Below are 25,187 nucleotides of genomic sequence, written 5' to 3'. Positions count from 1 at the left end.
CCGCTCCACCGGTCAGTCCAGGACCGGGTCCAGTCCCAGGGCCCGGTCCTGCTCCGCCTCCGCCTCACGGCGCAGCAGGCGGTACCACATGAAGACGACGAAGCCCCCGAAGACGAACCACTCCAGCGTGTAGCCCAGGTTCTGGAACGCCCGCAGGGTGAGTCCGTCGCCGCCCTGCGGCTGCACCGTCGGCACCGGGGTCAGTCCGGCGGGCGCCTCGTCGGCGGCCACCCAGCCGTCGTACCAGCCGTCGTACTCCAGGACGTTCAGCAGCGAGGCCCGGTTGATCATGCCGAGCTGCCCGGCCGGCAGGCCGCCGGCCACCGCACCGTTGGCGCCCACGGCCTCGTTGGCCTGCAGCCGCCCGGTCACCGTCACCTGCCCGCCCGGCGCCGCAGCAGCCCCAGCCCCCACCTCCGGCGCCCCGGCCGTCCAGCCGCGCACCACGGCGACGGCGTGCCCGTCGGCGGTGCGCAGCGGGGTGAGCACGTAGTACCCCTGCTTGCCGTCCAACACCCGGTTCGGCACGAGGAGTTGGTGTTCGGTGTCGTAGCTGCCGATGACCGTGACCGGCTTGCCGACGGTCTCCGTGGTCACCTGCGGAGTCGTCGGGTTGAGCAGCGCGTCGATAGGGCGGGGATCACCCGAAGCAGTGATCGCGTTCTTGGTCTCCTGGTGCGTGGACACCCGGTCCTCGAAGCGGCCGAGCTGCCAGGAGCCCAGCCACACGCACACCGCCACGGCCGCCACGGCCAAAGCGGTGCCGCCCAGCCAGCGCGGAGTCAGGAGGAACCGGTACACACCCCCCACGGTAACCACTCCTCACACCCGGCCCGCCCCCAGGGGCAGGTGCCGGACGCCCTTCACGCCGCCGATGGCGCCCCTCACCCGCCGCCGAGCGCGTCCCTCACCCCGCCGAGGGCGTGCCCGACGGCCGGGGGGCCGCTCCGCCGACTGCCTGGACGCCACCCCGGTAGAGGGTGCCGCTGCAGGTCAGCGGCAGGGTCGCGGTGGCGGCGGCGGGGCTGCCGGGGGCGGGGGTATGGGCGATGGTGGCGGTGGGCGGCTGGCCGGTGGGGTTGGTGGTCGTAGTGGCGGTGGGGCTGGGGGCTCCGGTGGGGCCCGCCGAGGGGGACGAGCTGGCCTGCGGGTTGTTGCTGGGGGCGCCGCTGGCGCCGGAGGCCCGCGCGCCCGAGGCGGCCGAGGCGGCGGGGGCCTGGGAGTTCGCGGACACCTGGTTGGTGCCGGTGGGCCCGGTGGTGGCGCCGCCGGAGCCGGCGCAGCCCTGGTCGGGGATCCAGACGAACGACACCCGGTACCCGGTGTGGGGCGCGAGCACCGGCGGCTCGGCGTCCATCGCGGTCAGGCCGCCGGCCGGGTCGCCGGGGCTGTGGTCGGCGGTGCGGATGCGGCTGCGGTCGGCGCCGGTGACGCCGGTGACGGCCACCGCGCCGGGGCCGCCGACGCGGCAGCTGTGCCCGGAGACGTTGTAGACGGTGAACGAGCCGTTGATCCGCCCGGCGGCGTCGGGCGTGCCGACCTGTGCGGTGCCCTCGCCGAGGTCGGTCCGGGTGCAGAGCGGCACGATGCCGCCATCGCCGACGCCGGAGGTCCCGGTGGGCGTGGTGGTGCCGTCGGCGCGCGTGGCCTCGGCACCGGGGGTGTGCGAGGTGGCGGCCGTACCGGTCGTCGGTGGGGCGTCACCGGCGCCGGTCGTTCCGCCGTGCGAGGCCGTACCGGTGCCGCTGTGTCCGGCGGCGGTGCCGCTGGGGGCGGTGGCGGCCGGGCTCTTGGCGTCGGCCGAGCCGGGCCCGCCGGAGAGCCCGAGGTGCTCCCCCTCGTGGATCACCGGCAGGAGGATCGCGACGGCGAGGGCGAGGGCGGCGGCACCGGTCCAGGCGCCCCGCCGGGCGGCCCGCCGCCGGGGCACGGCCTGCCGGATCCGGGGCAGTCCACCGGCCGCGGGTTGGATCCCGCCGACGGCGTGGTGCATCAGCTCCCGCACCGCCCGTTCCTCGGACGACAGCCCGGACAGGCCCGAGAGCTCCGACGACAAGTCTCCTGTCGAGCCGTTCGAACCCCCCGACCCCCCCGAACCGCCCGGACCACTCACCGGCCGCCGGCCGCCGCCCGCCGCCTCAGCCATGTCCGGCCTCCATCTGGGCGCGCAGTGCGGCGAGTCCGCGCGAGCCGTAGGCCTTCACCGAGCCGAGCGAGATGCCGAGGGTGTCGGCGACCTGCGCCTCCGTCATGTCCACGAAGTAACGCAGCACCAGAACCTCCCGCTGACGGCGTTGCAGACCACGCAGCGCGGCCTTCAACTGGTCGCGCTCCAGGGCATCGTAGGCACCTTCTTCTGCACTGGCCATGTCAGGCATGGGCTTCGGCAGCAGTCGCAGCCCGAGGATCCGGCGTCGCAGCGTGGAGCGGGACAGGTTGACGACCGTCTGCCGCAGGTAGGCGAGGGTCTTCTCGGGCTCGCGCACCCGGCGCCGGGCGGCGTGCACCCGGATGAACGCCTCCTGGACGACGTCCTCGCAGGTGGAGAGGTCGTCGAGGAGCAGCGCGGCGAGCCGCAGCAGCGAGCGGTAGTGCGCCTGGTAGGTCTCGGTGAGCAGGTCCTCGCTGGTACCCGCGTCGGTACCGGCACCGGAGTCCGCCGCACCCCGTGCGGCTGCCGTCATCTGGTCGTCTTCCGGCCTACTCGAAGGCCACGGGGCGTGCGACGGGAAGGACACCACAGCCCTCGCCGGGATGCCCGCCCTTGCCCCCACCATCACGTTCGCCACGCCCGTTGGACACTCGATCCCCTGTCATGGTTGCCCGGCCCGGGGGCCATTCTTCCGCATCGGCGGAAGAGGCCTCCAGGGGATTCCCCCGGGATTCCGGACAGATTGTGTCGAGGAGCGGACACAGGTATGGACACAGGTGTGGACACAAGCGGGCACATCGGAAGCCCCGCCGGGGTCCTCCCGGTGCATGACGGGCCCTACTCCACCGTCAGCTGACCGGCCGCCACCGACTCCGCGATCTGCAGCAGGTTGAGCGCCGCTCCCTTGCGCAGGTTGTCCCCGCACAGGAACAGGTCCAGCGCCTCCGGCTCGTCCAGGGCCCGGCGCACCCGCCCGACCCAGACCGGGTCCGTACCGACCACGTCGTTCGGCGTGGGGAACTCGCCGGCGGCCGGGTCGTCGTAGAGGACCACGCCGGGCGCGTCCCGCAGGATGTCCTGCGCGTGCTCCTGGGTGACCTCGCGTTCGAAGCGCGCGTGCACGGCCAGCGCGTGGGTGCGGACGACCGGGATGTGGACGCAGGTCGCGGAGACCTTCAGGCCGGGCAGGCCGAGGATCTTGCGGGACTCGTCGCGGATGGCCATCTCCTCGGCGGCCCAGCCGCCCTCGCGCAGTCCTCCGGTCCAGGGCACCGCGTTGAGCGCGAGCGGGGCGGCGAACGGCCCCTGATCCGCGATCACCGCGCGCAGGTCGCCGGCCTGCCGGCCGACCTCGGTGCCCGCCACCAGGGCGGTCTGCGCGCGCAGCGCCGCCTCGCCGGCGCGGCCCTCGCCGCCGGCGGCCTGGTAGGAGGCGACGACGAGCTGTTCCAGCCCGTACTCGGCGTGCAGCGCGCCGACCGCCGCGATCATCGCGAGGGTGGTGCTGGCCGGGCTGGCGACGATGCCGCGCGGACGGATCCGCAGCGCGGCCGCGTTGACCTCCGGGACGACCAGCGGCACGTCCCCGGCGGTGCGGAAGGCGGCCGAGTCGTCGACCACCACGACGCCCTTGGCCGCCGCGATCGGCGCCCACTGGGCGGAGACCTCGTCGGGGACGGCGAACACGGCGACGTCGGTCCCCGCGAAGGCCTCCTCGGTCAGCGGGACGACCTCGACGGTCTCCCCGCGCACGACCGCCTTGCGGCCGGTCGAGCGCGGAGAGGCGACGAGTCGGATCTCGCCCCAGACGTCCTGGCGGAGGGAGAGCAGAGCGAGCAGCACCTCGCCGACGGCGCCGGTGGCGCCGACGACGGCGAGGTTCGGCCGCCGGGTCATCGCCCGGCGACCCGAGCGGCCCCGGCTGCCCGGTTGCCCGGAGTGAGCCGGTCCCGCTCCCGGGTCACCGCCCGGGTCATCGCCCGGTGCCCCCGTAGACGACGGCCTCGTCCGACTCGCTGTCCAGCCCGAAGGCGCTGTGCACGGCGCGGACGGCCTCCGGCACGTCCTCGGCGCGGGTGACGACCGAGATGCGGATCTCCGAGGTGGAGATCAGCTCGATGTTGACGCCCGCGGCGGACAGCGCCTCGAAGAAGGTCGCGGTGACGCCCGGGTTGGAGCGCATGCCGGCGCCGACCAGCGAGATCTTGCCGATCGCGTCGTCGTAGCGCAGCGACTCGTAGCCGATGCCCTCCTTGACCCGGCCGAGCGCGTCGATGGCCTTCTGGCCCTCGGTCTTCGGCAGCGTGAAGGAGATGTCGGTCAGGCCCGTCGACGCGGCGGAGACGTTCTGCACCACCATGTCGATGTTGACCTCGGCGTCCGCGATGGCGCGGAAGATGCGGGCCGCCTCGCCCGGCTTGTCGGGCACGCCGACGACGGTGACCTTGGCCTCGGAGGTGTCGTGGGCGACTCCGGAGATGATGGCCTGCTCCATCTCGCCCCCTTCGGGCTTGTTCGGGTTGTCGTTGCTGACGATCGTCCCGGGGAGACCCGAGAAGGACGAGCGTACGTGAATCGGGATGTTGTAGCGCCGGGCGTACTCCACACAGCGGTCGAGCAGCACCTTGGAACCCGAGGACGCCAGCTCCAGCATGTCCTCGTAGGCGATCCAGTCGATCTTGCGGGCCTTCTTCACCACGCGCGGGTCGGCGGTGAACACGCCGTCCACGTCGGTGTAGATCTCGCAGACCTCGGCGTCGAGCGCGGCGGCGAGGGCGACGGCGGTGGTGTCCGAGCCGCCCCGGCCCAGCGTGGTGATGTCCTTGCTGGTCTGGGACACGCCCTGGAAGCCGGCCACGATCGCGATGTTGCCCTCGTCCAGGGCGGTGCGGATGCGGCCCGGCGTCACGTCGATGATGCGCGCCTTGTTGTGGACGGAGTCGGTGATGACGCCGGCCTGGCTGCCCGTGAAGGACTGGGCCTCGTGGCCCAGGGATTTGATCGCCATGGCCAGCAGTGCCATGGAGATGCGCTCTCCAGCGGTCAGCAGCATGTCGAACTCACGACCGGCAGGCAGTGGTGACACCTGCTCGGCGAGTTCGATGAGCTCGTCCGTCGTGTCGCCCATCGCGGACACCACGACGACGACCTCATGGCCGGCCTTCTTGGCGTCAACGATTCGGCGGGCTACGCGCTTGATGCCCTCGGCATCCGCAACGGATGAGCCGCCGTACTTCTGCACGACAAGGCCCACGTGCGCTCCTCGACTCGTGTCGTTTCCGGGGGCGCCACGCCCCCGTTCCCCCCGGGGGACGGGGGTGTGCGGTCCGCGCCAGTCTACCGAGCAGGGGTGCCCTGACCGGCGCTTTCCATATGATGAGACGCCCGTTTCAGCAGGTGATCGGCGGGACGGGCGGCCCGACCGGCAGGTCTGCGGGCGATTCGGTACGGCCCCGGAGAATCGGCGGATCCGGTGGCGGTGATCCGACCGGATTTCCTTTCCGGACGAACCGGTGAGGCATTCGTCACAGCCTGGTGGACCCACCGAACCGCGGGAAAGCGGTGCTACCGCCCCAGCCCCAGCTCGGCCGCCATCAGGTCGCCGGCCTGCTTCTCCAGCTGCTCGTCGGTGAGCCCGTCGTCGTCGGTGTCCGCGCCGTCCGGCACCGCCCCGATCGGGCTGTCCAGCCGGACGTGGGCGATCAGCGACTGCAGCGCCCGCAGCACCGCCGTGCAGGTGGTGCCCCAGTTGGAGAGGTACGAGAACTGCCACCACCACAGCGCCTCGCTGACCCGGCCCTCGCGGTAGTGCGTCAGCCCGTGCTGGAGCTCGCTGACCACGCCGGCCAGGTCGTCCGAGATCCGGAAGGCGTTGGGCTTCTCCGGCGGGCCGTACGGGTCGAAGACCTCGTGGTAGACGTCGATCGGCGCGAGCAGCTCGGCCAGCCGCTCACGCAGCTGCTCGCCGTCCGGCTCGGGGCCGGCGTCGGGCTCGAAGCGGTCCTCCGGGACGACGTCCTCGATGGCACCCAGCCGGCCGCCGGCCAGCAGCACCTGCGAGACCTCCAGGAGCAGCAGCGAGACCGCGCTGCCCGGTTCGTCGCCCTTGGCGACCTCGGTGACGGCGAGCACGAAGCTCTCCACCGAGTCGGCGATCTGCACGGCGAAGTCGTCCGGCTCCGAGCCGTGCCCGTGGGTGTGCTGCTGGTTGATCGTCCGGTCAGACATCGAGCAGTCGTCTCCCTTCGAAGGCGCGGCCGAGGGTGACCTCGTCCGCGTACTCCAGATCCCCGCCGACGGGCAGGCCGCTCGCCAGACGGGTCACCTTCAGGCCCATCGGCTTGCAGAGCCGGGCCAGGTAGGTGGCGGTCGCCTCCCCCTCCAGATTGGGGTCGGTGGCCAGGATCAGCTCGGTGACCGTGCCGTCCGCGAGACGTGCGAGCAGCTCACGGATGCGCAGGTCGTCCGGGCCGACGCCCTCGATGGGGCTGATCGCGCCGCCCAGCACGTGGTAACGGCCGCGGAACTCACGGGTGCGCTCGATGGCGACGACGTCCTTGGGCTCCTCGACCACGCAGATGACGGCGAGGTCGCGGCGCGGGTCCAGACAGACCCGGCACTGCTCCGCCTCGGCGACGTTGCCGCAGACCACGCAGAAGCGGACCTTGTCCTTGACCTCCAGCAGCGCGTGCGCGAGCCGGCGCACGTCGACCGGATCGGACTGCAGCACGTGGAAGGCGATCCGCTGGGCGCTCTTGGGCCCGACGCCGGGCAGCCTGCCCAGTTCGTCGATCAGGTCCTGAACCACGCCCTCGTACAACGTCGCGCCTTCCTTCGGATGGTCGGAGGTACTCCGGTGCCATCATCCAACGAATCGGGCGTCGGACACAGCGCCCGACGCCCGACCCCCACATAAATCACACGGGTCCGTCGTCCGGAACCACGGACCCCGGACCCCGGACCCGCGGAGCGGTGTCCGCTCAGGTCTCTCGGGTCTCTCGGGTCAGAACGGCAGGCCGGGGATGCCGCCGCCGCCCAGGCCCTGGGTCAGCGGGCCCATGCGCTCGGCCTGCATCTTCTGCGCGCTCTGGTTCGCGTCCCGGACCGCCGCCAGGACCAGGTCGGCCAGGGTCTCGGTGTCCTCCGGGTCGACCGCGGCCGGGGCGATGGTCAGCGCCACCAGTTCACCGGCGCCGGTCACGGTCGCCTCGACCAGACCGCCGCCCGCCGAACCGGACACCTTCGTCTCGGCCAGCTCCTGCTGGGCCTTCGCGAGATCCTGCTGCATCTTCTGCGCCTGCTTCAGCAGCTGCTGCATGTTGGGCTGGCCACCACCGGGGAACACGGCTCTCTCCTTGCTGTCATGCGCTGTCGTCGCGGTGAGTCCTTCGTCACCTTCGTCACCGCCGAGCCTACGTGCTGCGTCCCGCTCAGGTGCCCCGGTGGTGGATCTCCTCCAGCACCGTCGCACCCAGCTCGCGGATGATCAGCTCCTGACCGGAGAACGCCTCCTCGTTGAGGTCCGGGTCGTCCTCCTCCGGGACGTCGTCCTCGGGCGCCACCGACTGCACCGGACGGGCCGGCGGAGCCGCGACCGGTGGCGCGGCAGGCACCGGCGCGGACTGTACGGGCGGGGCCTGCACCGGCGACGGCACCACCGAAGGCGCGGGCGCCGGCACGGGCGCGGCCGCCGGAGCGGCAGCCGGACGGGCCGGGGCTCCCCAGCCGCCACCGGCCGGACCGCCACCGCCCTGGGCACCACCGGACGGCCCACCGCCCGGGGCGGCCCCGACGCCGCCGGACGGGTCGACGATGCACTCGATGCGCCAGTCCACGCCCAGTGCGTCGGACAGCGCGGCGCGCAGCACGTCGTCGCTGTTGCTGCCGACGAAGCTGTCCCGGGCGCCGGCGTTGATGAACGAGACCTGCAGCACGCTGCCGTCGAACCCGGCCACCTGGCCGTTCTGGCTGAGCAGGATCCAGGTGAAGCGGCGGCGGTTCTTCACCGCCTCCAGGATCTGCGGCCACAGCTGCCGGACCTGCGCGGCACCCTGCTGCGCGGCCGCCGACGGCTGCCCGCCGGGACCCGCCGCCACCGGGGCCACCGGGGCGGGCGCGGGGGCCGCCGGCTGCTGCTGCGGGGCGGCAGGCGCCGCAGGTGCGGGGGCCGCGGGGGCCACCGGAGCCGCCGGGGCTGGGGCACTCCCGGCGGGCGGGAAGCTACGCGGGATCGGCCAGGCACCCGGCGCAGGCCCGGCGGGTGCGGCAGCCGGCGCCGCCACCACGGGCGCGGGCTGCACGGGCGCCGCAGCCGGGGCCTCCGCCACGGGCGCGGCCACCGGTGCCGCCACCGGCACCGCAGCCGGAGCCCCCGTCGGCGCTGCCCCCATCTGCGCAGCGCCCATCGGCGCGGCGAACCCGCCGGCTGTCGCGCGCCGCTCCAGCTTGTCCAGCCGGGCCTGCAGCGACAGCTCGTCGCTGTACGCACCGGGCAGCATCACCCGGGCGCAGATCAGCTCCAGCTGCAGCCGGGGCGCCGCATTGCCGCGCATCTCGGTCAGCCCGGTGTTGACGATGTCCGCGGCCCGGCTCAGCTCGGCCGCGCCGAACGCGTCCGCCTGGGCCTGCATCACCGCGACCCGGTCCGCCGGGGCGTCGATCAGCCCCTTCTCCCCGGCGTCCGGCACGGTGGCCAGGATCACCAGGTCGCGCAGCCGCTCCAGCAGGTCGGTGACGAAGCGGCGCGGGTCGTGCCCGCCCTCGACCACCCGGTCGATCACCTGGAACACCGTCGCCCCGTCCTGCGCGGCGAAGGCGTCCACCACCTCGTCCAGCAGCGCGGAGTCGGTGTACCCGAGCAGCGCCGTCGCCATCTGGTACGTGACGCCGCCCTCGCCGGCCCCGGCCAGCAGCTGGTCCATGACCGACATCGAGTCACGCACCGAGCCCGCCCCGGCCCGGACGACCAGCGGGAACACCGTGTCCTCGACCTGGATGCCCTCCCGGCCGCAGACCTCCGCCAGGTAGTCGCGCAGCGTGCCGGGCGGGACCAGCCGGAACGGGTAGTGGTGCGTCCGGGACCGGATCGTCCCGATCACCTTCTCCGGCTCGGTGGTCGCGAAGATGAACTTGAGGTGCTCCGGCGGCTCCTCGACCACCTTGAGCAGCGCGTTGAAGCCCGCCGAGGTCACCATGTGTGCCTCGTCCAGGATGAAGATCTTGTACCGGCTGTGCACCGGGGCGAAGAAGGCCCGCTCGCGCAGCTCGCGCGCGTCGTCCACACCACCGTGCGAGGCGGCGTCGATCTCGATCACGTCGATCGACCCGGGCCCGCCGGTCGCGAGGTCACGGCAGGACTGGCACTCCCCGCACGGCGTCGGCGTCGGCCCCTGCTCGCAGTTCAGACAGCGGGCCAGGATGCGCGCGCTCGTCGTCTTGCCACAGCCGCGTGGGCCGCTGAACAGGTACGCGTGGTTGACCCTGTTGTTGCGCAGGGCCTGCTGGAGCGGAGCGGTCACGTGCTCCTGCCCGATGACCTCCGCGAAGGTCTCGGGGCGGTAGCGGCGGTACAGGGCTAGGGACACACCCCCGACGATATCGGGACGGACCGACAAACGCGTCGTCCCGCACTCCCCGCCCCCACCCCACCCGGCCCCGGGGAACGCAAAGACCCCCCGTGCACCCGCCAGAGCCCTCCTACCCTTGCTGCCTTCCGGCCCTGGGGGGGTTCAGAGAGATGACGCCACACGAGGGGCTGCCCCCCACACTACCGGATCCCGGCCCCGACGATCCACAGGCCACCCCCACCCTCCAACCTGCGGGATAGGTGGTCGCGACCACCCCGAAACATGTACTAAGCTCTCCCACGGAGGATTCGCCTAGAGGCCTAGGGCGCACGCTTGGAAAGCGTGTTGGGAGCAATCCCTCACGAGTTCGAATCTCGTATCCTCCGCCAGCACCACCAAGGGGCTGACCTGTGAAAACGGGTCAGCCCCTTGTGTTTGCCCAGGTGAAATTGCAGCACCGTGTCAGCACGGATCGGGATACGGTCGCCACATGGCATCCATTCGCGTTCGCGAACGCAAAGACGGTGGCACCACGTACACAGTTACCTGGCGTGACGGCGGCGCCCGGACAGGCAAGCAGGAGTCCGAGAAGTTCGACGACCTCAAGAGCTCCGAACGCTTCCGTGACCTCGTGAAGGGGCACGGCGAGCAGTGGCCGCCCGGGTGGGTCAAGGGCCGCGGGTTCGTCGAGGAGCAGCCGGCCGAGCCCGAGACCGCCCCCGACACGATGTTCGAGGCGTACGCGCTCAACTTCGTCGAGCTGCTGACCGGCGTTCAGGGCGGCACTAAGGCGAAGTACCGGCAGATGATCGAGTGCAACATGGTCCCGTGGTTCCGGGACTTCTCGGTCGCCGACGGGCCGGAGTCCATCACCGGCGACGCCATCAAACTGTGGGTCAACGATCTGGAGGCGGGCCGGTGGGGGCCGTATCCGCCCGAGGGCGCGCGCAAGCGCCGCAAGTACCGGGCCAAGACAGTCCGGGACAACCATGGCTTGCTGTCGAGCATCCTGCAGGCGGCCGTGCTGGGCGAGAAGCGCGCGACCAATCCCTGCGTGGGCACCCGGCTGCCGCGCCCGGACGACACCGACAGCGACGAAATGTGCTTCCTGGAGCACTGGGAGTACGCCCTCGTCCACAAGCACCTGAAGGCCGACGCTGCCGACATCGTCGAACTCGCGGTCGGGACCGGAATGCGGTGGGGCGAGCTGACCGCCCTGCAGAAGCGGGACATAGTTCGCCGCAACGGCCGCCCCGCGGTGCGGATTCAGCGGACATGGAAGCTCGATGAGCACGGCAAGCGGTACATGGGGCCACCGAAGACCAAGAGGTCGCGGCGCACCATCGTGCTGACGCCCCGGCTCAGCGCAATTGTCCAGCGTGCGGCCCGGGGCAAGGCCACGGAAGACCTGCTGTTTCCGGCGCCCGAGGGGGGCGCGTGGCTGCCGGCGACGTTCCGCCGCCAGCGGTGGTTGCCCGCCATCGCGAAAGCCCAGGACGAGGGGCTGACCAAGACCCCGCGCGCTCACGACCTCCGGCACACTCACGCCTCATGGATGATCGCCGCCCGGATTCCCCTTCCGGCGATCCAGGCGCGGTTGGGCCACGAGTCGATTCAGACGACCGTCGACCGGTACGGGCATCTGCTCGACATTCTCGACGACGAGGTGATCGCCGCCGTCGACCATGCGTTCACCCTGACTCAGGCCGGCGCCCCGGCTGACGTCCTGCTGGCCCGCGAGGAGGTCGCCGCGGCGGCCTGATCCCTGGCAGCACAGTGCCCCCGGACCCGCGATCGGTCCGGGGGCACTCGTCCGCCGACTTACCTAGCAGGCAGTGCGAGGGACTCACCCTTGATCAGGCACTCGATCTGACCGGCCAGCACATCCGCGGCCCGGTTGGCGTCGACTTCAGCGCCGGCCATCCATGCCTGAACGTCCGCCGTGTGCCGCGCCAGGTGATCAGCCGACACGACGCGCGGATCTCCCACGAGCACGAGCCTGCCGCAAAGCACCACCAGCATGACCGGAACGCCCTCGTCGAGTTCCGCCAGCTCGTGGGTGACACTGTCCACGCAACCCCCTCTTTCGAGCAGCACAAGGTCGGCCCCCGTTGCTGCACCCACCTGCCCAAAAGCTTGTTCGACCCTACGCCCGAGTAGCGGTTGGGGCGAGGATGATCCGATCTTGTGAGAGGCGTGTATAGGGACTAACTAGGACGCATCCGACGAAGAGCCGTTCGCCCCTGCGGTCAGCGCCTCGATCACGGCCCGCGCGCGGGACAGGTCCTCCGGTGCCATGCCCTCCAGGTGACCGAGGATGACCCGCACGTCTTCCGGGAGTCCCGACAGCTCGGTACTGGTGTACTGCAGCCACTGCTCGGCCGCCGCCCGCTGGACCTCTGACAGCGGAAGCTTGAGCCCAGCGGCCAGGGCCCGAAGGACCCGCGCTTCCGGTGCGCGGGCCACGTTGCCCTTCACCAGCTTGTGCAGCCAGGTGGCGCCGACACCCTCGCCGCTCTGCGGATCAATCGCGATGGCTGCAAGGGTTTGATAGGACATGCCAGGCCGGTCTAGCGCGGCGCGCACCATCTGCGTAAGGGCATCACTGCCCGCTGAGCTCTCGGACATCCCCGGTTCCCTTCGCACGCTTCCTTCGGCGCCATGCGCGGCGCCAAAGTACTGACGGTGGGGCCTAGACAACGCCCTGCCGCGTTCGCGAACGAGGCTAACAGCCAGAAACCCGCAATCCCATATCGGTGCGAGCCAATATTGCGCGAACACGCCAACCCAAGCTCGACGCGGGCCCGGGTGCCCTGTCGCCAGCGGACGCAGAAATCATTCGCGTTCGCGAATGCGCAGATGTAGCGTCACGAAGCAGAACGGAAGCGACATGAACTGACGCGAAGGAGCGCGCATGACCCTCCTACACGACTACGCCGGCGCCGCAGAAGCTCTATCCCTGCCCGAGACGTGGCTGCGCCGGAACATCAACCGGATTCCCCACGAGAAGTACGGCAAGTACGTCCGATTCGGCCCTGAACACCTCGAAGCAATCCGGGCCATGCACCAGGTGTTGCCGGCGGCCCGCCCCGCCTGCGGCCCGACCAACCTCGTTCCGCGGGGTGCTCGATGAACAAGCCCCGCGCAGGGCATCTGCGGATCATTGCCGATCCCGCGCTCATCGACGCCGTACTCGCCATCCTCCGGGCGGACCCGTCCGTTTCGATCGCGCGATTCTCCAGGACCTACCCGGAGACCGACGGCCGTCTGCGCCTGTATGTGAGGCTCAGGTGATCCGCGCGACGCTACACCCGGACGGCTACACGGTCCGGCTCGACGTCACCGATGGGGCCGAGCGGCTGCTCGACCTGGTCGCGCTCGCATTCGCTGCCGACGAGCAGCTCGTCGGCGATCGATTGCGCAAGCTCGCCACCGCGGCAGCCCACCACCGGGCCCGGGCGCTCGACCCCCATGGGAGCGACTACGGCCTCGACTGGGCCGGCGCCGCGCTCGATGCCTCCCGCGCCCGGGCTCGTGCTGGGGTGCGCTCCGCTCTGCTGCGTTGGACGGCCAGCCGCCGGCGCGCGGCCGTGATGCGCCGCCGGCGGGCCGAGCTCGTCGACCTGCTTCCGACTGGCGACGGCCTGCTCGCCGCCGATCTCTCCTACCGGGCCGCGGTCGAGCTTGGCGAGCAACTGCAGCAGATTGCCGCGCGCACGGTCGCCGGCCGCCGCCTTATCGAACTGGAGTGCGAGACGTGAGCGTGCACGCCCTGCAGCCGCCGCGCCCGCTGTTCCTGGCCGCTGCCGTGGCCGCCGACGACGTCGAGGACGTGCGGCAGATCTGGCGAGCGGCGCAGGCCGTTGGAGAGCCGCGTTGGTATCTCGACCTGATCGCGTGCGTCGGGCGACGCCGCGCCGGTATCGGCGAGTCGTCGAGGGCGGTCGCGTGAGCAGCCGGACCGCCGTCGAGGACGTCGTCGAGACGCCGCTGCAGCTCGCCATCGATGGGAGCACGCACCCGTACCCGACGCACGCCGTACCGCGCCCGCGGCGGCGCCGACCGCGGGCGCGGCCGGTCGTCGAGGACCGGCCTACTCCGGGGCCCGGCCAGGTCGACGGGCTCGGCGTCGCCTCGTGAGCCCGCTGTGTGCGGCCGGCCGCATCCCGTGCCGCCGGCCTGCCCGCCCGTACCCATGCGGGCCGCGCTGCAGCTCGCACTCGCCGGCCGCGGTCGCCTGCCGCCTCGATCCCCCAACCATCCCCAACGCTCCAAGGGAGAAAGCACGTTGAGTCACGCCGCCCGCGATTGGGTGTGGGAGAACTCCACCGCCCGTGGCACCGCCCGACTGGTGCTGCTCTCGCTTGCCGAGCATGCCGGCCCGAACTGCACGGCCTACGGCTCGACCCGTTCTCTGTCCATCCGCACCCGGGCCTCGCAGCGGGCCGTCGTCGCCGCTGTCGACACGGTGATCGAGTCCGGCGAGCTGCAGCTCGTCGAGGGCCGGCGCGGCCCCCGGGGTGAGCGCGTCTACCGGCTGCCGCTCGCCGTCGGGTGGGTACCCGGTGCCGACTCGGACAACGGTGCAGAAACTGCACCCCCGTCGAGCGAGGGGTGCGAAATCTGCACCAGTGGGGGTGCGGATTCTGCAGGACAGGGGTGCAGTTCCTGCACCGGTGGGGGTGCGGATTCTGCACCCCAGAACCAGAGGGAACAGGAAGTAACGGGAGGGAACCAGAAGAGGCGGGCGCGGGCGCGCACGGGCTCTGCCGCCGTCGGTTCCTCCGTCACCTGCGCTCTGCCTCCCGACTGGCAGCCCGACGACGAACTGATCGGGTGGGCCGCGGTCTCCGGCCACCTGCAGCGGCTCGGCCTCGACGGCATCGACGCCGCCACTGCGAAGTGGCTTGCTCACCGCGCGACTGCGCCGGAGCGCACGGCCGGTCAGTGGCGCGCGGACTGGCAGCAGTGGATCGCCCGGGAGCGGCCGGCCCGCGGTCCGTTGCGGTCGATCCCTGGGGGCGCCTCCCGTCCCTCACCACCGGCTAACCGGAATGCCGAGCTGCTGCAGGCCGCGCTCGCCGAGATGAACGCCCGAGGGGGTACCCGATGAAACCGGACGAGGTCGCCGCACTGCTCGCCTACGTCGCCGAGCTCGACCCCCGGACCGCGAACGGCACGGCCGATGAGGCGGTCGCGCAGCTGTCCCGGTGGTGCGAGCTACTGCAGGACGTACCGGCCACCGCGCCGGACGGATGGGACGCCGCCACCGTGGTGCGCCAGCACGTGGCCGAGTCCCCGTTCCCGATTCTGGCCGTCGACGTCACCCGGCCGTGGGCCGCTCACCGGCGGGCACTGCTCGGCCGGCACACCGACCCGCGCCCCGCCGTCGACCCCGACGACGTCACCGCCTACAAGGACGCCATCCGGGCGCAGCGGCGGGCGGTCGCCACCGGACAGGCCGCGCCGAGCAGCTCGCGTGAACTGACCGGCGGGCCGCACCCGAGCATCGCCGGCCGGATCAGGCGAGCACTGCCAGCCGGGGCCGCCGCCGCGCTGGCGCCGCATCGTCCGGTGCGGGCCGCGCGGGAGGCCGCCGCGGCGGCCGGCCGGCCGGATGCGCTGGCCGTCGCCTGCTCGTGGTGCCGGGCGCCGATCGGGGAACCGTGCCGGCGCCGCACGGCCGCCAAGGGGGATCGGGCCGGCACGTGGCATCGCCGGGCCACCGTCCACCCGTCCCGCCTCGACCAGGCCGCCGAGCAGGTCGCCCGACAGGAGAGCGCCGCATGACGCCCCGCCACCGCAACCGCAAGGCCCGAACTGTCGCTCGCGGTACGGGAATTCGGTGATTTCCCCGCCGCGACCGGTCGATGCGCCCCCCATGCGCGCGGGTGTCCGCGCCCACCCTTCCGAAAGGTCACAGCCCGTGTCCGTCCCTCCCCGTCGTCTCGCATCCGTGACCCGTGCCGAGCGTGTGCTCGACGTCCCCGTATCCCTGCCGGACGTTGCCGAGCTACTCGACGTGGTCCGCTCCGAGCTGCGTGCCGTAGGCCGTGCCGCGGCCGACGCCGAGCTGCGGCTCGACGAGCGCGGGCTGCTCGCCGTCTCCTACCTGGTCGCCCCCCCGGGGTGAGCAGTGAGCGCCCCGACGGTCGGCGCGCGGTCGGACGTCGAGCAGCTGCTGCACTTGGTCGCCCGGGCCGAGCGTGGCGCGCTGCTGCCGGCCGAGGCCGAGCTGCTGCGCACGGGGATCGCCGACCTGTCGCAGTACCGGGAGTGGTGCGGCGAGTGGTCCCGCCGGCAGATGCGGCTGCGGCGCATCGCGCATCAGCGGCTGCGCGCCCTGCAGCGGTCCCTCGCCCGGGCGCAGCGCGGCCAGCTCGCCGAGGTCGAGCTCGCCCGCCTGCAGGCGGCACTCGCCGCCGGCACGCGGCCCGCGGCCGGCACCCCGGGGCCGGCCCCCTAGACCGGCCCGGGCGCCCCCGTACCACCACAGAGGGGCACCCGGGCCCACCAACTGACCTACCCCGCACCATGATTGGGAGAGCACACCGTGTACTACACCGCCAACATTCGCCGAGCGGCCGAGCAGCTGCGCACCGTCCGTGAGGAGTGGGGCGCGCTGCTGGTCGCGATCGAGACGCCGCCGGCCGACGCATGGCCGCCGGTCAAGCTCTCGGCCCATCTCGCCCGCCAGCAGGCCGGCGACGAGCAACTGCTCGACGTCGTCGACCGCGTGCCGCTCACCCTGCGCCAGCACCCGGCGCCGGCCAACCTCGACGCGCTCGACGCCGCGACCAGGGTCGAGGGGCTGCTGTTCGATCTCGCCGACACACTCGCCGCCGCGGTGCAGCGCCCGATCGGACGGCGCCTCGTGTCTGCCCCCGGCCGGCCGCCGCGGTGGGGGGTCGAGGAGGTCGACGCCGGCGACCCGCGTCGGTGGACCTACCGCAGCCCCACCGACCCCGGCAGCCGCCGGCATGGCCTGCACTGGGCCGCGCTGTTCGTCGAGGGCCGGCTGCTCGACGAAGACGCCACGCCTGAGCCGCGCGGCGACCGAATCCGCGAGCCGGCGCTGTTCGGCCTGCTGCCCGAGCACCTGCGGCACGAGGCCGTGCGCGTCGCTGGCCAGGCCGAGCGGCTCGTGCTGCGGGCCCTGCGCATCGACCCACGCGAGCAGGTGATCGAGGGCCGGCCGTGCCCGTGGTGCGCTGGCGAGCTCACCCTGCACACCCACCCGCAGGACACGCCGAGGGTCACCTGCGCCACCGGCCCCAGGTGCCCGGCGCCCGTCCCCCTTGACGACCGCTGTCGGCGCGCCTGGGGTGTCGATGAGATGTTCGCCCTTGTTGTGACTCTCAACGAGTCCCACGCTCCTAAGATCGGACTCCGAGATTCACGCAGCTGAGAAATCCCCGTCACCGAGCCCGAAATCGTCAAAGTGGCCTGCAAGGCTAGCAACCTCATGCATCAGACGTCGCATATCCCTAACGCCTTGCACCGGCAGCCTACTGGACACCTCCAGCGCACCCATAAAGTCACGATGCGCCCGCCGCGCGCCTTCGAGATCCCGCCTCCCCTCAGCGCGATAGATTTCCGCAGCAATCTCGTAGAGCCAAGGCATGACATCTCGGAACGGACTCGCAAGGACCAGGAAAGCGACACCAGGGCGCCGAGTAGTACCAGCCGAAAGGCTTGCAATTTCAGACAGAATCGCGGGGTCTAGAACTTCGCTACGCAAAGGCCCTAGATCGTTCCGGGTAGCAATATCCTCGATCCGATCCGGAAGCTCCTGGAACATTACCTTGATTTCCTCAAATATCCTCGCATTCGAGGATCCCTCCTCGATATGACCATCACTATCATCCGCCGCCTCGCCGATCGATTCTAGGATCTCCCTGACGCGCTTCCTGAAGACTTCCACCTGCGCCTTCACCAGACCACGATCGGGATCTGCGTCAGGAAGGCGACCTATCAGCTGGATCACCAACTTAGTGATGGCATCTGCATCACCGCCACAGTTTTGAAACTGAGCAAATGGGCCAGTACTTGCATTGCCCAGATTCATTCCGAGCGCGAGCCCGTGGACGGGAATATCTAGCTTCCCTTTGGCGACTCCAGCCTCATAGAGAATCCACGGGCGATTTAGACTTCGGGCGGTCAGCAGGCAGACAACATCACAGGAAGCTGCAATCTTCTTTAAGATCTCAGGGTACCAATCAGTGCCATATTCAAGACCTTGCGAACCCTTATTGTCGGACGATCTGAACGATTTCAGCAAGCCGGTGGACACATTCGAGAGAAGCTTACTGAAGGCTTCGGCGAGTTCAGCATCTCGGGAATCATGACTGACGAAGATCAGTGGCCCTTTAGGGATTTTACCATCCCTGCCTATCGCGATCTCAGCCACTTCGGCGGTCATCGTCGCCTCCTCATTCAGAAAAAAGCGAAATCAGCGCTTCGCCCCCTTGGGCGGGCACAGCAAATCGAATCTTCTCCCTACCACCGTTGCACCATTGAGGTGGGCACGCACCTCTGGCGCAGCTCATCCACCCAGCATCCACACCAAGCAGCGAAGCCTCTGCTTCTCCTCGAAGAGGCACCCAACGAGCAGGCCGACACCCCGCGCGCCGGCCGGCGCCCGTGTGGGTCGACGATGTCAAGGCCGGCGAGACAGCGGCCGCAACGTGGGAGCGCGGCCGGAGTTAAGCGCCCAAACAGGCTTGCGCCGTTACCTTTCCGTGATCTAAAGTTGGAGGCGCTTTCGGTATGCCCGGAAGATTCTCAGACCTACGGCCCGCCACCTCCCCCAGCGACGGGCCGTTGCACTACCTGCGACCACCTGCTCGCCGCACTGGTACCGCGATGGCGGCAAACCCGCTGCCGAGCAGGGTCATCGCCGCCGCGTCCAACTGTGGGTGCCGGATCAGGATCACGACCATGACGCCCGCCGCCAAGGCAGACCGGGTCAGCTCGATCACGTCGGCTGGATCCCAACCCACACCATGCAGGCCGCCCGCCCGCCCCTTCTCGCTGCTCACTCCAGAGCTCCCCTTTCAGGGCCGGTGTCCCGGCCGATCCGTGGGCGGCGCCGCTCCACCAACGAGTCTGACACCCCTTCAACCCCCCTCCGGCCGCCTCAAATCGGCGGAATCCCACCTTCAAAGGTGCCGACTGATCGCGAGCCGTGGTCGACCCCTCGTTGACTGAGTTCCCATCGATGATTCGAAGGTAAAATCGAGAAAATTCCGTGATTCGCAAGAGGTAGCGGCAAACTCGTGAACGGTATCATTAATGCCGATCGCCAATAGCCTTCGATTCAGCATGCAAGCCTCCACGTGCTCGTCCTCGCCATGTGAGTTCGCACCATCGCCGATGCAGATGTGGCCTTACTCGCCACAGAGCCCGGCTTCGTTGTAGCCGAGCGGTAGATGCTCGTCACGAATCCGTCTGCCAACGCACGACTGGACAGGGGGTGATCGCCTATGCGGGAACCCCTCACCGACAGCGACCGCGAGCAGGTTCGCCGCCTTCACGCCGACGGCCTGTCCCGCAAGGCGATCGCTGCCGCGATCGGCCGGAGCGGCTCGACCGCCGGCGGCGCCCCGGTGCGCCGCCGGATCGGCCAGAGTGGGACCCGACACAACGCACCGGCCGGCCGAGAAGCAGCTCGCCCGGATCATCTTCGAGGAACGCGACAGCGCCGGCCGAAGCGCCGCCCAGATCGCGCGGGATCTGTTCCTCACCGAGGGGCGCGTGCACCAGATCATCCCGGCATACCGAGCCGCCCATCAGGCTGAGTGATCGGCGGGCCCGCCGACGCCGCTACGACGCCGGGGCCCGCACGACCCTTACAGGCCGTGCACCCGCTGCACAGAGAGCACCTGTCAGGGGCGCCACCTACCCTACGGCCGTAGGGCCCGGCGCCCGGCAGCACCATCGCACCCGAGCGCAGGAGGTACCCCGACATGACACAGCAACCCACGGCCGTCACCTACACCAAGCGGCCCGCAGGCGCCCCGATGTCGCGGACCATGCAGGCGCAGAAGGCTCCCGCGGCGACGTTCGCCGAGCAGCTCATGACGTTGGTCAAGGACCACGAGGCCGACCGGGCGCTCGCCATGCTGCGCAGCGCGCGAGAGCTTGCAGCGGCCGGCCGACCGGTCGAGGGTCCGCTCGTGCAGGTCATTTTCGAGGCGTACCTCGACGCCGAGCTGTCCATCGAGGCAATTGCGGCCGAGCTCGACATCGCCGAGCAGCGCGTGCAGGCCATCGTCGACGGACACGCCTGCTACGCCTACCGGGTCGACCTGCAGACCGCCGACGGATGGGAGGTCGACGACTACGCCGAGTTTGCGCCCGCCGAGATCGTCGACGCCGACCCGGTGCTCAACGCCGAGAAGTTCGCGCAGACCGTCGCCGACGAGGTACTCGCTGGCCACGACCCGGACGTGATCCGCGTTCGGGTGTTGGTCTGGGCCGGCCGCCCCGGGCGCGACGAGGACGCCGCCGCGGTAGTCGAGCGCTTCCGCGCCTAACCCCTTGCGCCGTTATCAATCCGTGACCTACAGTTGGAGGTGCTTCCGGCGTGCCCGGAACACTCCAGACCTACGGCCCGTCACACTGCCTCGTGGCAGGCCGATTTACACAGGCCGACCACTGAGGGTTCGCCGCGGTTTGCTGCAGGCGCCAGCGAGATCCCCCAAGGGGTCGAGTCACCCCCAGCAGTATTCATAACCGCAACCGCCGAGGCCGCCGAATTTGGCACCGCTACAGCCCCCAGAGCACGGGTCCAGCAGCCGGTCCATCGCGGCCGGCCTGGGCATGACGGGTCGCACGTTCGAGGATTTCGGCGGCTTTGCAGCCTCTGCCGCTTCCCTAAAGGTTAGCGGAGGCGTCGAGACCCCCGGGGCTCCGTCAAGCTCCAAAGGCTCCACGGGGAAAGCCCGACGCGAGGCCGCGAGCCGGCTCGACAGGTACTGAACAAACATCTCCCCAGCCACCAGGGGATAGCCATCCCGCCGCAGCTGGTGATACCGGTCCCAGTCGAAGTCTTCGAAGAGCGAACGACCACCCTTGCTAATACCATCCATAGCCTTGTCCTTTTTGTGCCTAAATGCGCCCTTCCCGATGGATCGGGGCATGAAACGCGTTTCGGCTACCCCTGCGCACGCAGCACAGCAGTCAGGCACCGGCTTCCTGCTCGATAGGAGGTGGACAGATGCGCGAGCCAATCACAGAGAACGACCGTGAGCGGGTGCGCCGCCTGCACGCCGACGGCCTGTCCCGCAACGCCATCGCCGCTCAGATCGGGCGCAGCAGCTCAACCGTGTCCAAGATCGCGGCCGAGCTCGGACTCGCGTTCACCGGCGGCGCCCGGGTAGCGCCGGCGACCGCAGCGCGTCAGGAGGATCTCGCCGCGCTGCGCCGTGACCTGACGGCCCGCCTGTACCGGCGGGCCGCAGCCAACTTGGATCGGATCGAGGCCGGCGCGTACGTGCGCGTCGAACTGCTGCCGACCGGCGACACGGTCGACGTCGTCTCGGACGACCCACCGGCCGCGGACGAGCGCCACCACTCGCAGGCCATCGGCGGATATCTGACCAGCGCGGCACGGCTCGCCGAGATCGACGCCGGCACGTCCGGGCACGAGGTGCGGTCGATGCTCACCGACCTTGCCCGCGGCCTGCGCGACGCCTTCGCGTCCGACGAGGACGAGGGGGCCGCGGACGGGGGGTGAGGCGTGCTCTCCACCCTCCCCCTGTCCGGCAAGCAGCTGCGCAGCATCGCCCGCGCGCAGGCCCGCATCAACATCTGGCACGGCGCCGTGCGCAGCGGAAAGACTGTCGCAAGCCTGCTCGCCTTCCTGCTGGCCGTTGCTGAGGCGCCGCCGTCCGGCCTGATCATCGTCTGCGGCAGGTCGCTGCAGACGATCGAGCGCAACGTGCTCGAACCCCTGACCGATGCCGCCCTGTTCGGTCCGGTCGCGGCTCAGATCCGGCACACCCGCGGCGCCACCACGGCGACCGTGCTCGGCCGCACCGTCCACCTGATCGGCGCGGCGGACGCCCGGGCCGAGGGCCGCCTGCGAGGTCTGACAGCCGCGTTGGCGTACGTGGACGAGGCAACGCTGCTGCCCGAACCGTTCTGGGTGCAGCTTCTCGCCCGACTCAGCGTCCCCGGGGCACGCCTGCTGGCGACCACGAACCCCGACTCGCCGGCCCACTGGCTCAAGGTCGGTTACCTCGACCGCGCCGCCGAACTTGATCTGCGTTCCTGGCACTTCAAGCTCGCCGACAACCCGAGCTTGTCGCCGGCCTACGTCGCGTCCCTGTCGGCCGAGTACGTCGGGCTGTGGCGCCGGCGGATGATCGACGGCGCGTGGGTCGTGGCCGAGGGCTCGATCTACGACATGTTCGAAGAGCAGCTGCACGTCGTCGACGAGCTGCCGACCATGTCGCGCTACTGGGTGGGCATCGACTACGGCACCACGAACCCGCTGTCGGCGATCCTGCTCGGGCTGGGCGACGACGGCCTGCTCTACGCCTGCGCTGAGTGGCGCTACGACTCCCGCGCCCGGCGCCGGCAGATGACCGATGCGCAGTACTCGGCCGCCCTGCAGGGGTGGCTCGGCGGGCTCGGCGTCGAACCGGAGTGGACGTTCCTTGACCCGTCGGCCGCGTCGATGATGGCGCAGCTGTGGGAGGACGGGCACCCCGGGGTGACCCGGGCCAAGAACGAAGTACTCGACGGCATCCGGTCGGTTGCGACCGCGTTCGGCGCCGGCCTGCTGCGCGTCCACCGCTCGTGTACCGGCCTGCTCGGCGAGCTGCCCGACTACGTGTGGGATGCCGCCGCCGCGGCGGCCGGCGAAGACCGCCCGCTCAAACGCGGGGATCACTCGGTCGACGCGCTGCGGTACGCCGTCCACTCCACCGCGCACGAGTGGCGCCACCTACTACCGCGACCGGGGGTGACGACCGATGCCGCTGCCTGACAACGGGGCACCGTGGCCTCCCCGGCAGTGGGCGCCCGCGCTCGCCGAGATGGCCGTCGATGATGCGTGGTACTCCGGCGACCCGAAGCGGCTCGCCACCGTCTACCGCAACCAGGCGCAGCGCGCCGACGGGCGGCGCCGGCTGTGGGGACGCGACCGGACGCCGGCCCCGGGCCGGCAAGAGAACCGTCTGCACATCCCCATGCCGGCCGACGTCGCCCGCAAGTCCGCAAGCCTGCTGTTCAGCGAGTCACCGCGGCTGACCGTGTCCGACACCGCCCTGCAGGGGCGCCTCGACGACCTGCTCGACGAGCACGCCGACCGCGTACTGCTGGAGGCCGCAGAGGTTTCCGCCGCACTCGGCGGGGTGTACCTGGTCGCCGCGTGGGATGCCGAGCTCGGCCCCCGCCCGCTTCTCACCTCCGTGCACGCCGATGCCGCGCTGCCCGAGTTCCGATACGGCCGCATGGTCGCCGTGACGTTCTGGGAGGAGCTGGAGCGCACCGGCGCGACCGTGCTGCGCCGGCTGGAGCGGCACGAGCGCGGCCGGATCGAGCACGGCCTGTACCTGGGCACCCCCGACAACTTGGGCCGTGCCGTGCCGCTCACCGAGCACCCGACCACGGCCACCGTGGTCGACTCGCTCGGCCCGTCCGGCGCCGTCGAGACCGGCATCCCCCAGTTGACCGCGGCCTACTGGCCGAACATCGGCCCGAACCGCGTGCACCGGGGCTCGCCGCTCGGCCGCTCCGACCTGCAGGGCCCGGCCCGCGACCTGTGCGACGCCCTCGACGAGACGTGGTCGAGCTGGATGCGCGACATCCGGCTCGCCCGCGCCCGACTCATCGTCCCCGCCGGATACCTGCGCGACCGCGGGCCCGGACTCGGAGCAGCGTTCGACGAGGATCGGGAGGTCTGGGCAACGCTCGACATCCCGCCGACCGAGACCGGCGCCGGCATCACCATGAATCAGTTCGCGATCAGGGTCGACGAGCACAAGGCCACCTCTGACGCGCTGGTGCGGCAGATCGTCGAGGCCGCCGGCTACAGCCCGTCTACGTTCGGACTCGACGGCGGGCCGGCCGCAACCGCGACCGAGGTCGAGGCCCGCGCACACGACAGCATGGTGACTCGCAAAACCAAAGTCCGTTACGCCTCACCCGCGTTGGCAGATATAACCGAGGCACTCCTGCAACTCGACCGCGCGCTCGGCTTCTCCACCCTCACCCCAGAGCGGCCGGCGGTCGCTTTCGGGCCGGCCGTGGCCGAAGACCCAACGTCGACAGCTCAGACCCTGTCCCTGTTGGCGCAGGCGCAGGCGATCAGCACCGAGACCAAAGTCCGCACCGTGCACCCGGATTGGGACGCCGATGCCGTCGCGGCCGAGGTCCAACGCATCCACGCCGAGACCGGACAGGGCATGCCCGACCCGGTCCCGGCGTTCGTCAGCTGAGGGACGGCGGCACACCGATGAACGTGTCCCCGTCCTGGTACGCGATGCCGATCCCGTGATCGGCGAGCAGTTCCTGCAGGTCCTCATCGGGCAGAGAAGGCAGGAGCACTACGCGCCGCGGCATCTCGGGGTGCCCGTCAGTCTTCACGTACCGGCCGTAGTCGAGCAGCTGGCCGAGCGCCATGCGAACCGCCTCACGGGTGTTGGTGCCCTTGAGCTCGTACAGCACGTGGTCGGTCTGGTCGTACAGGTCCGTGAGCAGGATCGACGTCCGACCCTTGATCTTGATCTGGAAGCGGCCGACTGTGTGCTGCTGCGCGGTGAGGTACGTCTCGAACGCGTCGCTGAGGTCCGCCTCACGGCGCTGCGCCTCGACTTCCGGCACGGCGGACCGCTTGGCCTTCTTCTTCGTGTTCTTCTCCGGCTCGATGAGCTTGCACACGGTGATGGCCGCGGCTACGAGCTTCCCGCCGGTGACCGTCGCCGCCGGGATCTCGTCTTCGGCGACGCGCTGCACGGTGCCGACCGGGCGCAGCCGGAAGACGATCGCACGGCGCGGCTGCTTGTCCTCGTCGAGGGATTCACGGACGACGTAGGGCTTTGCCGTGTCGAGGGTGAACTCGCCGACGTACCGGTGCCGCTTGGTACCGGTGCCCGGCACGGTGTCCACCGCCACGAACAGGTGCAGGCAACGTCCGGCCGCAACGTGGTCCCGGACAGCAGCGTTGTTGCCGCCGTACTTGCCGGTGAAGGTCTGGTGTCCCTTCTTACCCGCGCCCGTGTATTCGAAGATCGGCCCGAACTCGTCCTCTTCGGCGAGCCATCCGTCGTGGTACCCGAAGGTAACCCCGACCTCGTGATCGGAGAACAGAGTGATGTTCTTCGGCTCGACAGAGGGCACGATCCCGCCACTGTTCCGGCTACCTCCGTAGACGGCGCAGATCTCCGGGCGAGTACCGATCTGTCCGAGCTTGAACTCGGCAGGCGCATTCGTCATGGCCCGACCGTATCGGGCCGCGC

At 70.7% G+C, this 25,187-nt stretch carries 30 protein-coding genes, 1 tRNA gene, 1 other RNA gene and 1 pseudogene; 18 read left to right on the top strand and 15 right to left on the bottom strand.

Features of this window, described 5'->3' with window-relative positions; genetic code table 11:
* Nucleotides 1-12 precede the first annotated feature (12 nt).
* The 10 genes from CRP52_RS16710 to ffs form a co-directional block, all read right to left on the bottom strand.
* On the bottom strand, nt 13-801 hold the full coding sequence (locus CRP52_RS16710; RefSeq protein WP_097237125.1) for an SURF1 family protein: 789 nt from the start codon (nt 799-801) through the stop codon (nt 13-15).
* 106 nt (nt 802-907) lie between these two features.
* Nucleotides 908-2,056: a hypothetical protein gene (locus CRP52_RS16705; protein ID WP_097237124.1), complete on the bottom strand. Its 1,149-nt coding sequence runs from the start codon at nt 2,054-2,056 to the stop codon at nt 908-910.
* Nucleotides 2,057-2,138: 82 nt separating this feature from the next.
* Nucleotides 2,139-2,684, bottom strand: coding sequence for a SigE family RNA polymerase sigma factor (locus CRP52_RS16700; RefSeq protein ID WP_257032533.1), 546 nt, complete (start codon nt 2,682-2,684; stop codon nt 2,139-2,141).
* A 305-nt stretch (nt 2,685-2,989) separates the two neighbouring features.
* Entirely contained in the window at nt 2,990-4,048 is a 1,059-nt protein-coding gene (locus CRP52_RS16695; RefSeq protein WP_097237123.1) for an aspartate-semialdehyde dehydrogenase, read from the bottom strand.
* A gap of 76 nt (nt 4,049-4,124) precedes the next feature.
* Nucleotides 4,125-5,405, bottom strand: coding sequence for an aspartate kinase (locus CRP52_RS16690; protein WP_097237122.1), 1,281 nt, complete (start codon nt 5,403-5,405; stop codon nt 4,125-4,127).
* A 311-nt stretch (nt 5,406-5,716) separates the two neighbouring features.
* Nucleotides 5,717-6,379 carry a DUF5063 domain-containing protein gene (locus CRP52_RS16685; protein ID WP_097237121.1) on the bottom strand — a complete coding sequence of 221 codons (663 nt, stop codon included), beginning with the start codon at nt 6,377-6,379 and terminating at the stop codon, nt 5,717-5,719.
* Nucleotides 6,372-6,971: a recombination mediator RecR gene (recR, locus tag CRP52_RS16680; RefSeq protein WP_097237120.1), complete on the bottom strand. Its 600-nt coding sequence runs from the start codon at nt 6,969-6,971 to the stop codon at nt 6,372-6,374. Before recR ends, CRP52_RS16685 begins: the two co-directional genes overlap by 8 nt.
* A gap of 183 nt (nt 6,972-7,154) precedes the next feature.
* The gene (locus CRP52_RS16675; RefSeq protein WP_097237119.1) at nt 7,155-7,496 is read right to left on the bottom strand and encodes a YbaB/EbfC family nucleoid-associated protein; all 342 of its coding nucleotides are present in this window, start codon (nt 7,494-7,496) and stop codon (nt 7,155-7,157) included.
* A gap of 85 nt (nt 7,497-7,581) precedes the next feature.
* Nucleotides 7,582-9,735 carry a DNA polymerase III subunit gamma and tau gene (locus tag CRP52_RS16670; RefSeq protein WP_097237118.1) on the bottom strand — a complete coding sequence of 718 codons (2,154 nt, stop codon included), beginning with the start codon at nt 9,733-9,735 and terminating at the stop codon, nt 7,582-7,584.
* Between the two features lie 78 nt (nt 9,736-9,813).
* Nucleotides 9,814-9,910: signal recognition particle sRNA small type (ffs, locus tag CRP52_RS16665), an RNA gene on the bottom strand.
* A 108-nt stretch (nt 9,911-10,018) separates the two neighbouring features.
* On the opposite strand from ffs, the gene CRP52_RS16660 reads away from it, so the two are divergent.
* A tRNA-Ser gene (locus tag CRP52_RS16660) sits at nt 10,019-10,106 on the top strand.
* A 101-nt stretch (nt 10,107-10,207) separates the two neighbouring features.
* Complete coding sequence (locus CRP52_RS16655) at nt 10,208-11,479, top strand: tyrosine-type recombinase/integrase (protein WP_097237117.1); 1,272 nt, start codon at nt 10,208-10,210, stop codon at nt 11,477-11,479.
* A 59-nt stretch (nt 11,480-11,538) separates the two neighbouring features.
* Here CRP52_RS16655 and CRP52_RS16650 read toward each other — a convergent pair whose 3' ends face one another.
* Together CRP52_RS16650 and CRP52_RS16645 are read right to left on the bottom strand one after the other, a co-directional pair.
* Nucleotides 11,539-11,790: a hypothetical protein gene (locus CRP52_RS16650; RefSeq protein WP_097237116.1), complete on the bottom strand. Its 252-nt coding sequence runs from the start codon at nt 11,788-11,790 to the stop codon at nt 11,539-11,541.
* A 138-nt stretch (nt 11,791-11,928) separates the two neighbouring features.
* Nucleotides 11,929-12,345 (bottom strand): hypothetical protein, encoded by a 417-nt coding sequence (locus CRP52_RS16645; protein ID WP_097237115.1) that lies wholly within the window; start codon nt 12,343-12,345, stop codon nt 11,929-11,931.
* A 286-nt stretch (nt 12,346-12,631) separates the two neighbouring features.
* Between CRP52_RS16645 and CRP52_RS16640 the strand changes: the two genes are divergently transcribed.
* The 10 genes from CRP52_RS16640 to CRP52_RS16605 all read left to right on the top strand — a co-directional run bounded on the left by CRP52_RS16640 (nt 12,632) and on the right by CRP52_RS16605 (nt 17,125).
* Entirely contained in the window at nt 12,632-12,850 is a 219-nt protein-coding gene (locus tag CRP52_RS16640) for a DNA-binding protein (RefSeq protein WP_097237114.1), read from the top strand.
* Entirely contained in the window at nt 12,847-13,011 is a 165-nt protein-coding gene (locus CRP52_RS38290) for a hypothetical protein (protein WP_179852820.1), read from the top strand. The genes CRP52_RS16640 and CRP52_RS38290 overlap by 4 nt, the downstream gene beginning before the upstream one ends.
* Nucleotides 13,008-13,478, top strand: coding sequence for a hypothetical protein (locus CRP52_RS16635; RefSeq protein WP_097237113.1), 471 nt, complete (start codon nt 13,008-13,010; stop codon nt 13,476-13,478). Before CRP52_RS38290 ends, CRP52_RS16635 begins: the two co-directional genes overlap by 4 nt.
* Nucleotides 13,475-13,669 carry a hypothetical protein gene (locus CRP52_RS16630; RefSeq protein ID WP_097237112.1) on the top strand — a complete coding sequence of 65 codons (195 nt, stop codon included), beginning with the start codon at nt 13,475-13,477 and terminating at the stop codon, nt 13,667-13,669. Before CRP52_RS16635 ends, CRP52_RS16630 begins: the two co-directional genes overlap by 4 nt.
* Nucleotides 13,666-13,857 carry a hypothetical protein gene (locus tag CRP52_RS16625; RefSeq protein WP_097237111.1) on the top strand — a complete coding sequence of 64 codons (192 nt, stop codon included), beginning with the start codon at nt 13,666-13,668 and terminating at the stop codon, nt 13,855-13,857. The genes CRP52_RS16630 and CRP52_RS16625 overlap by 4 nt, the downstream gene beginning before the upstream one ends.
* A gap of 148 nt (nt 13,858-14,005) precedes the next feature.
* The gene (locus CRP52_RS16620) at nt 14,006-14,830 is read left to right on the top strand and encodes a helix-turn-helix domain-containing protein (protein WP_143685764.1); all 825 of its coding nucleotides are present in this window, start codon (nt 14,006-14,008) and stop codon (nt 14,828-14,830) included.
* A complete protein-coding gene (locus tag CRP52_RS16615) occupies nt 14,827-15,507 on the top strand; it encodes a zinc finger domain-containing protein (protein ID WP_097237109.1) in 681 nt (226 codons plus the stop codon). The genes CRP52_RS16620 and CRP52_RS16615 overlap by 4 nt, the downstream gene beginning before the upstream one ends.
* A gap of 166 nt (nt 15,508-15,673) precedes the next feature.
* Nucleotides 15,674-15,850 (top strand): hypothetical protein, encoded by a 177-nt coding sequence (locus CRP52_RS38285; protein ID WP_179852819.1) that lies wholly within the window; start codon nt 15,674-15,676, stop codon nt 15,848-15,850.
* Between the two features lie 3 nt (nt 15,851-15,853).
* Nucleotides 15,854-16,183 carry a hypothetical protein gene (locus CRP52_RS16610; RefSeq protein WP_097237108.1) on the top strand — a complete coding sequence of 110 codons (330 nt, stop codon included), beginning with the start codon at nt 15,854-15,856 and terminating at the stop codon, nt 16,181-16,183.
* Nucleotides 16,184-16,270: 87 nt separating this feature from the next.
* Complete coding sequence (locus CRP52_RS16605; RefSeq protein WP_179852818.1) at nt 16,271-17,125, top strand: hypothetical protein; 855 nt, start codon at nt 16,271-16,273, stop codon at nt 17,123-17,125.
* Here the strand turns inward: CRP52_RS16605 and CRP52_RS37400 are convergent.
* Complete coding sequence (locus tag CRP52_RS37400; RefSeq protein ID WP_107474900.1) at nt 17,114-18,139, bottom strand: TIR domain-containing protein; 1,026 nt, start codon at nt 18,137-18,139, stop codon at nt 17,114-17,116. The two genes, CRP52_RS16605 and CRP52_RS37400, sit on opposite strands and share 12 nt — an antisense overlap.
* Nucleotides 18,140-18,545: 406 nt before the next feature.
* Nucleotides 18,546-18,758 (bottom strand): hypothetical protein, encoded by a 213-nt coding sequence (locus tag CRP52_RS16595; protein WP_097237106.1) that lies wholly within the window; start codon nt 18,756-18,758, stop codon nt 18,546-18,548.
* Nucleotides 18,759-19,202: 444 nt separating this feature from the next.
* Between CRP52_RS16595 and CRP52_RS39595 the strand changes: the two are divergent.
* The 6 genes and pseudogenes from CRP52_RS39595 to CRP52_RS16575 form a co-directional block, all read left to right on the top strand.
* Nucleotides 19,203-19,298: pseudogene (locus tag CRP52_RS39595) on the top strand (helix-turn-helix domain-containing protein); the annotation flags it as partial.
* A 49-nt stretch (nt 19,299-19,347) separates the two neighbouring features.
* Complete coding sequence (locus CRP52_RS39590; RefSeq protein ID WP_257033171.1) at nt 19,348-19,521, top strand: hypothetical protein; 174 nt, start codon at nt 19,348-19,350, stop codon at nt 19,519-19,521.
* Nucleotides 19,522-19,685: 164 nt separating this feature from the next.
* Nucleotides 19,686-20,255, top strand: a complete 570-nt coding sequence (locus CRP52_RS16590; RefSeq protein ID WP_097237105.1) for a hypothetical protein — start codon at nt 19,686-19,688, stop codon at nt 20,253-20,255.
* Between the two features lie 683 nt (nt 20,256-20,938).
* Nucleotides 20,939-21,457 (top strand): helix-turn-helix domain-containing protein, encoded by a 519-nt coding sequence (locus CRP52_RS16585; RefSeq protein ID WP_097237104.1) that lies wholly within the window; start codon nt 20,939-20,941, stop codon nt 21,455-21,457.
* Between the two features lie 3 nt (nt 21,458-21,460).
* Nucleotides 21,461-22,714, top strand: a complete 1,254-nt coding sequence (locus CRP52_RS16580; RefSeq protein ID WP_097237103.1) for a PBSX family phage terminase large subunit — start codon at nt 21,461-21,463, stop codon at nt 22,712-22,714.
* Nucleotides 22,715-22,916: 202 nt separating this feature from the next.
* A complete protein-coding gene (locus CRP52_RS16575; RefSeq protein WP_257032532.1) occupies nt 22,917-24,167 on the top strand; it encodes a phage capsid protein in 1,251 nt (416 codons plus the stop codon).
* On the opposite strand, the gene CRP52_RS16570 is transcribed toward CRP52_RS16575, so the two are convergent.
* Complete coding sequence (locus CRP52_RS16570; protein WP_143685763.1) at nt 24,160-25,164, bottom strand: hypothetical protein; 1,005 nt, start codon at nt 25,162-25,164, stop codon at nt 24,160-24,162. The two genes, CRP52_RS16575 and CRP52_RS16570, sit on opposite strands and share 8 nt — an antisense overlap.
* Nucleotides 25,165-25,187: the final 23 nt, after the last annotated feature.

The sequence above is a fragment of the Streptomyces sp. 1331.2 genome, from assembly GCF_900199205.1.
Classification (GTDB): domain Bacteria; phylum Actinomycetota; class Actinomycetes; order Streptomycetales; family Streptomycetaceae; genus Kitasatospora.
Note: the sequence above shows the minus strand (reverse complement) of the source record. Positions and strands in the feature narration are given on the sequence as shown.

Coding starts and splice junctions, on each gene's coding strand:
- CRP52_RS16700 (WP_257032533.1), bottom strand. CDS start 2,684: ATGACGGCAGCCGCACGGGGTGCGGCGGACTCCGGTGCCGGTACCGAC.
- CRP52_RS16695 (WP_097237123.1), bottom strand. CDS start 4,048: ATGACCCGGCGGCCGAACCTCGCCGTCGTCGGCGCCACCGGCGCCGTC.
- CRP52_RS16685 (WP_097237121.1), bottom strand. CDS start 6,379: ATGTCTGACCGGACGATCAACCAGCAGCACACCCACGGGCACGGCTCG.
- CRP52_RS16655 (WP_097237117.1), top strand. CDS start 10,208: ATGGCATCCATTCGCGTTCGCGAACGCAAAGACGGTGGCACCACGTAC.
- CRP52_RS16645 (WP_097237115.1), bottom strand. CDS start 12,345: ATGTCCGAGAGCTCAGCGGGCAGTGATGCCCTTACGCAGATGGTGCGC.
- CRP52_RS16640 (WP_097237114.1), top strand. CDS start 12,632: ATGACCCTCCTACACGACTACGCCGGCGCCGCAGAAGCTCTATCCCTG.
- CRP52_RS38290 (WP_179852820.1), top strand. CDS start 12,847: ATGAACAAGCCCCGCGCAGGGCATCTGCGGATCATTGCCGATCCCGCG.
- CRP52_RS16615 (WP_097237109.1), top strand. CDS start 14,827: ATGAAACCGGACGAGGTCGCCGCACTGCTCGCCTACGTCGCCGAGCTC.
- CRP52_RS37400 (WP_107474900.1), bottom strand. CDS start 18,139: ATGACCGCCGAAGTGGCTGAGATCGCGATAGGCAGGGATGGTAAAATC.
- CRP52_RS16590 (WP_097237105.1), top strand. CDS start 19,686: ATGACACAGCAACCCACGGCCGTCACCTACACCAAGCGGCCCGCAGGC.
- CRP52_RS16585 (WP_097237104.1), top strand. CDS start 20,939: ATGCGCGAGCCAATCACAGAGAACGACCGTGAGCGGGTGCGCCGCCTG.
- CRP52_RS16575 (WP_257032532.1), top strand. CDS start 22,917: ATGCCGGCCGACGTCGCCCGCAAGTCCGCAAGCCTGCTGTTCAGCGAG.
- CRP52_RS16570 (WP_143685763.1), bottom strand. CDS start 25,164: ATGACGAATGCGCCTGCCGAGTTCAAGCTCGGACAGATCGGTACTCGC.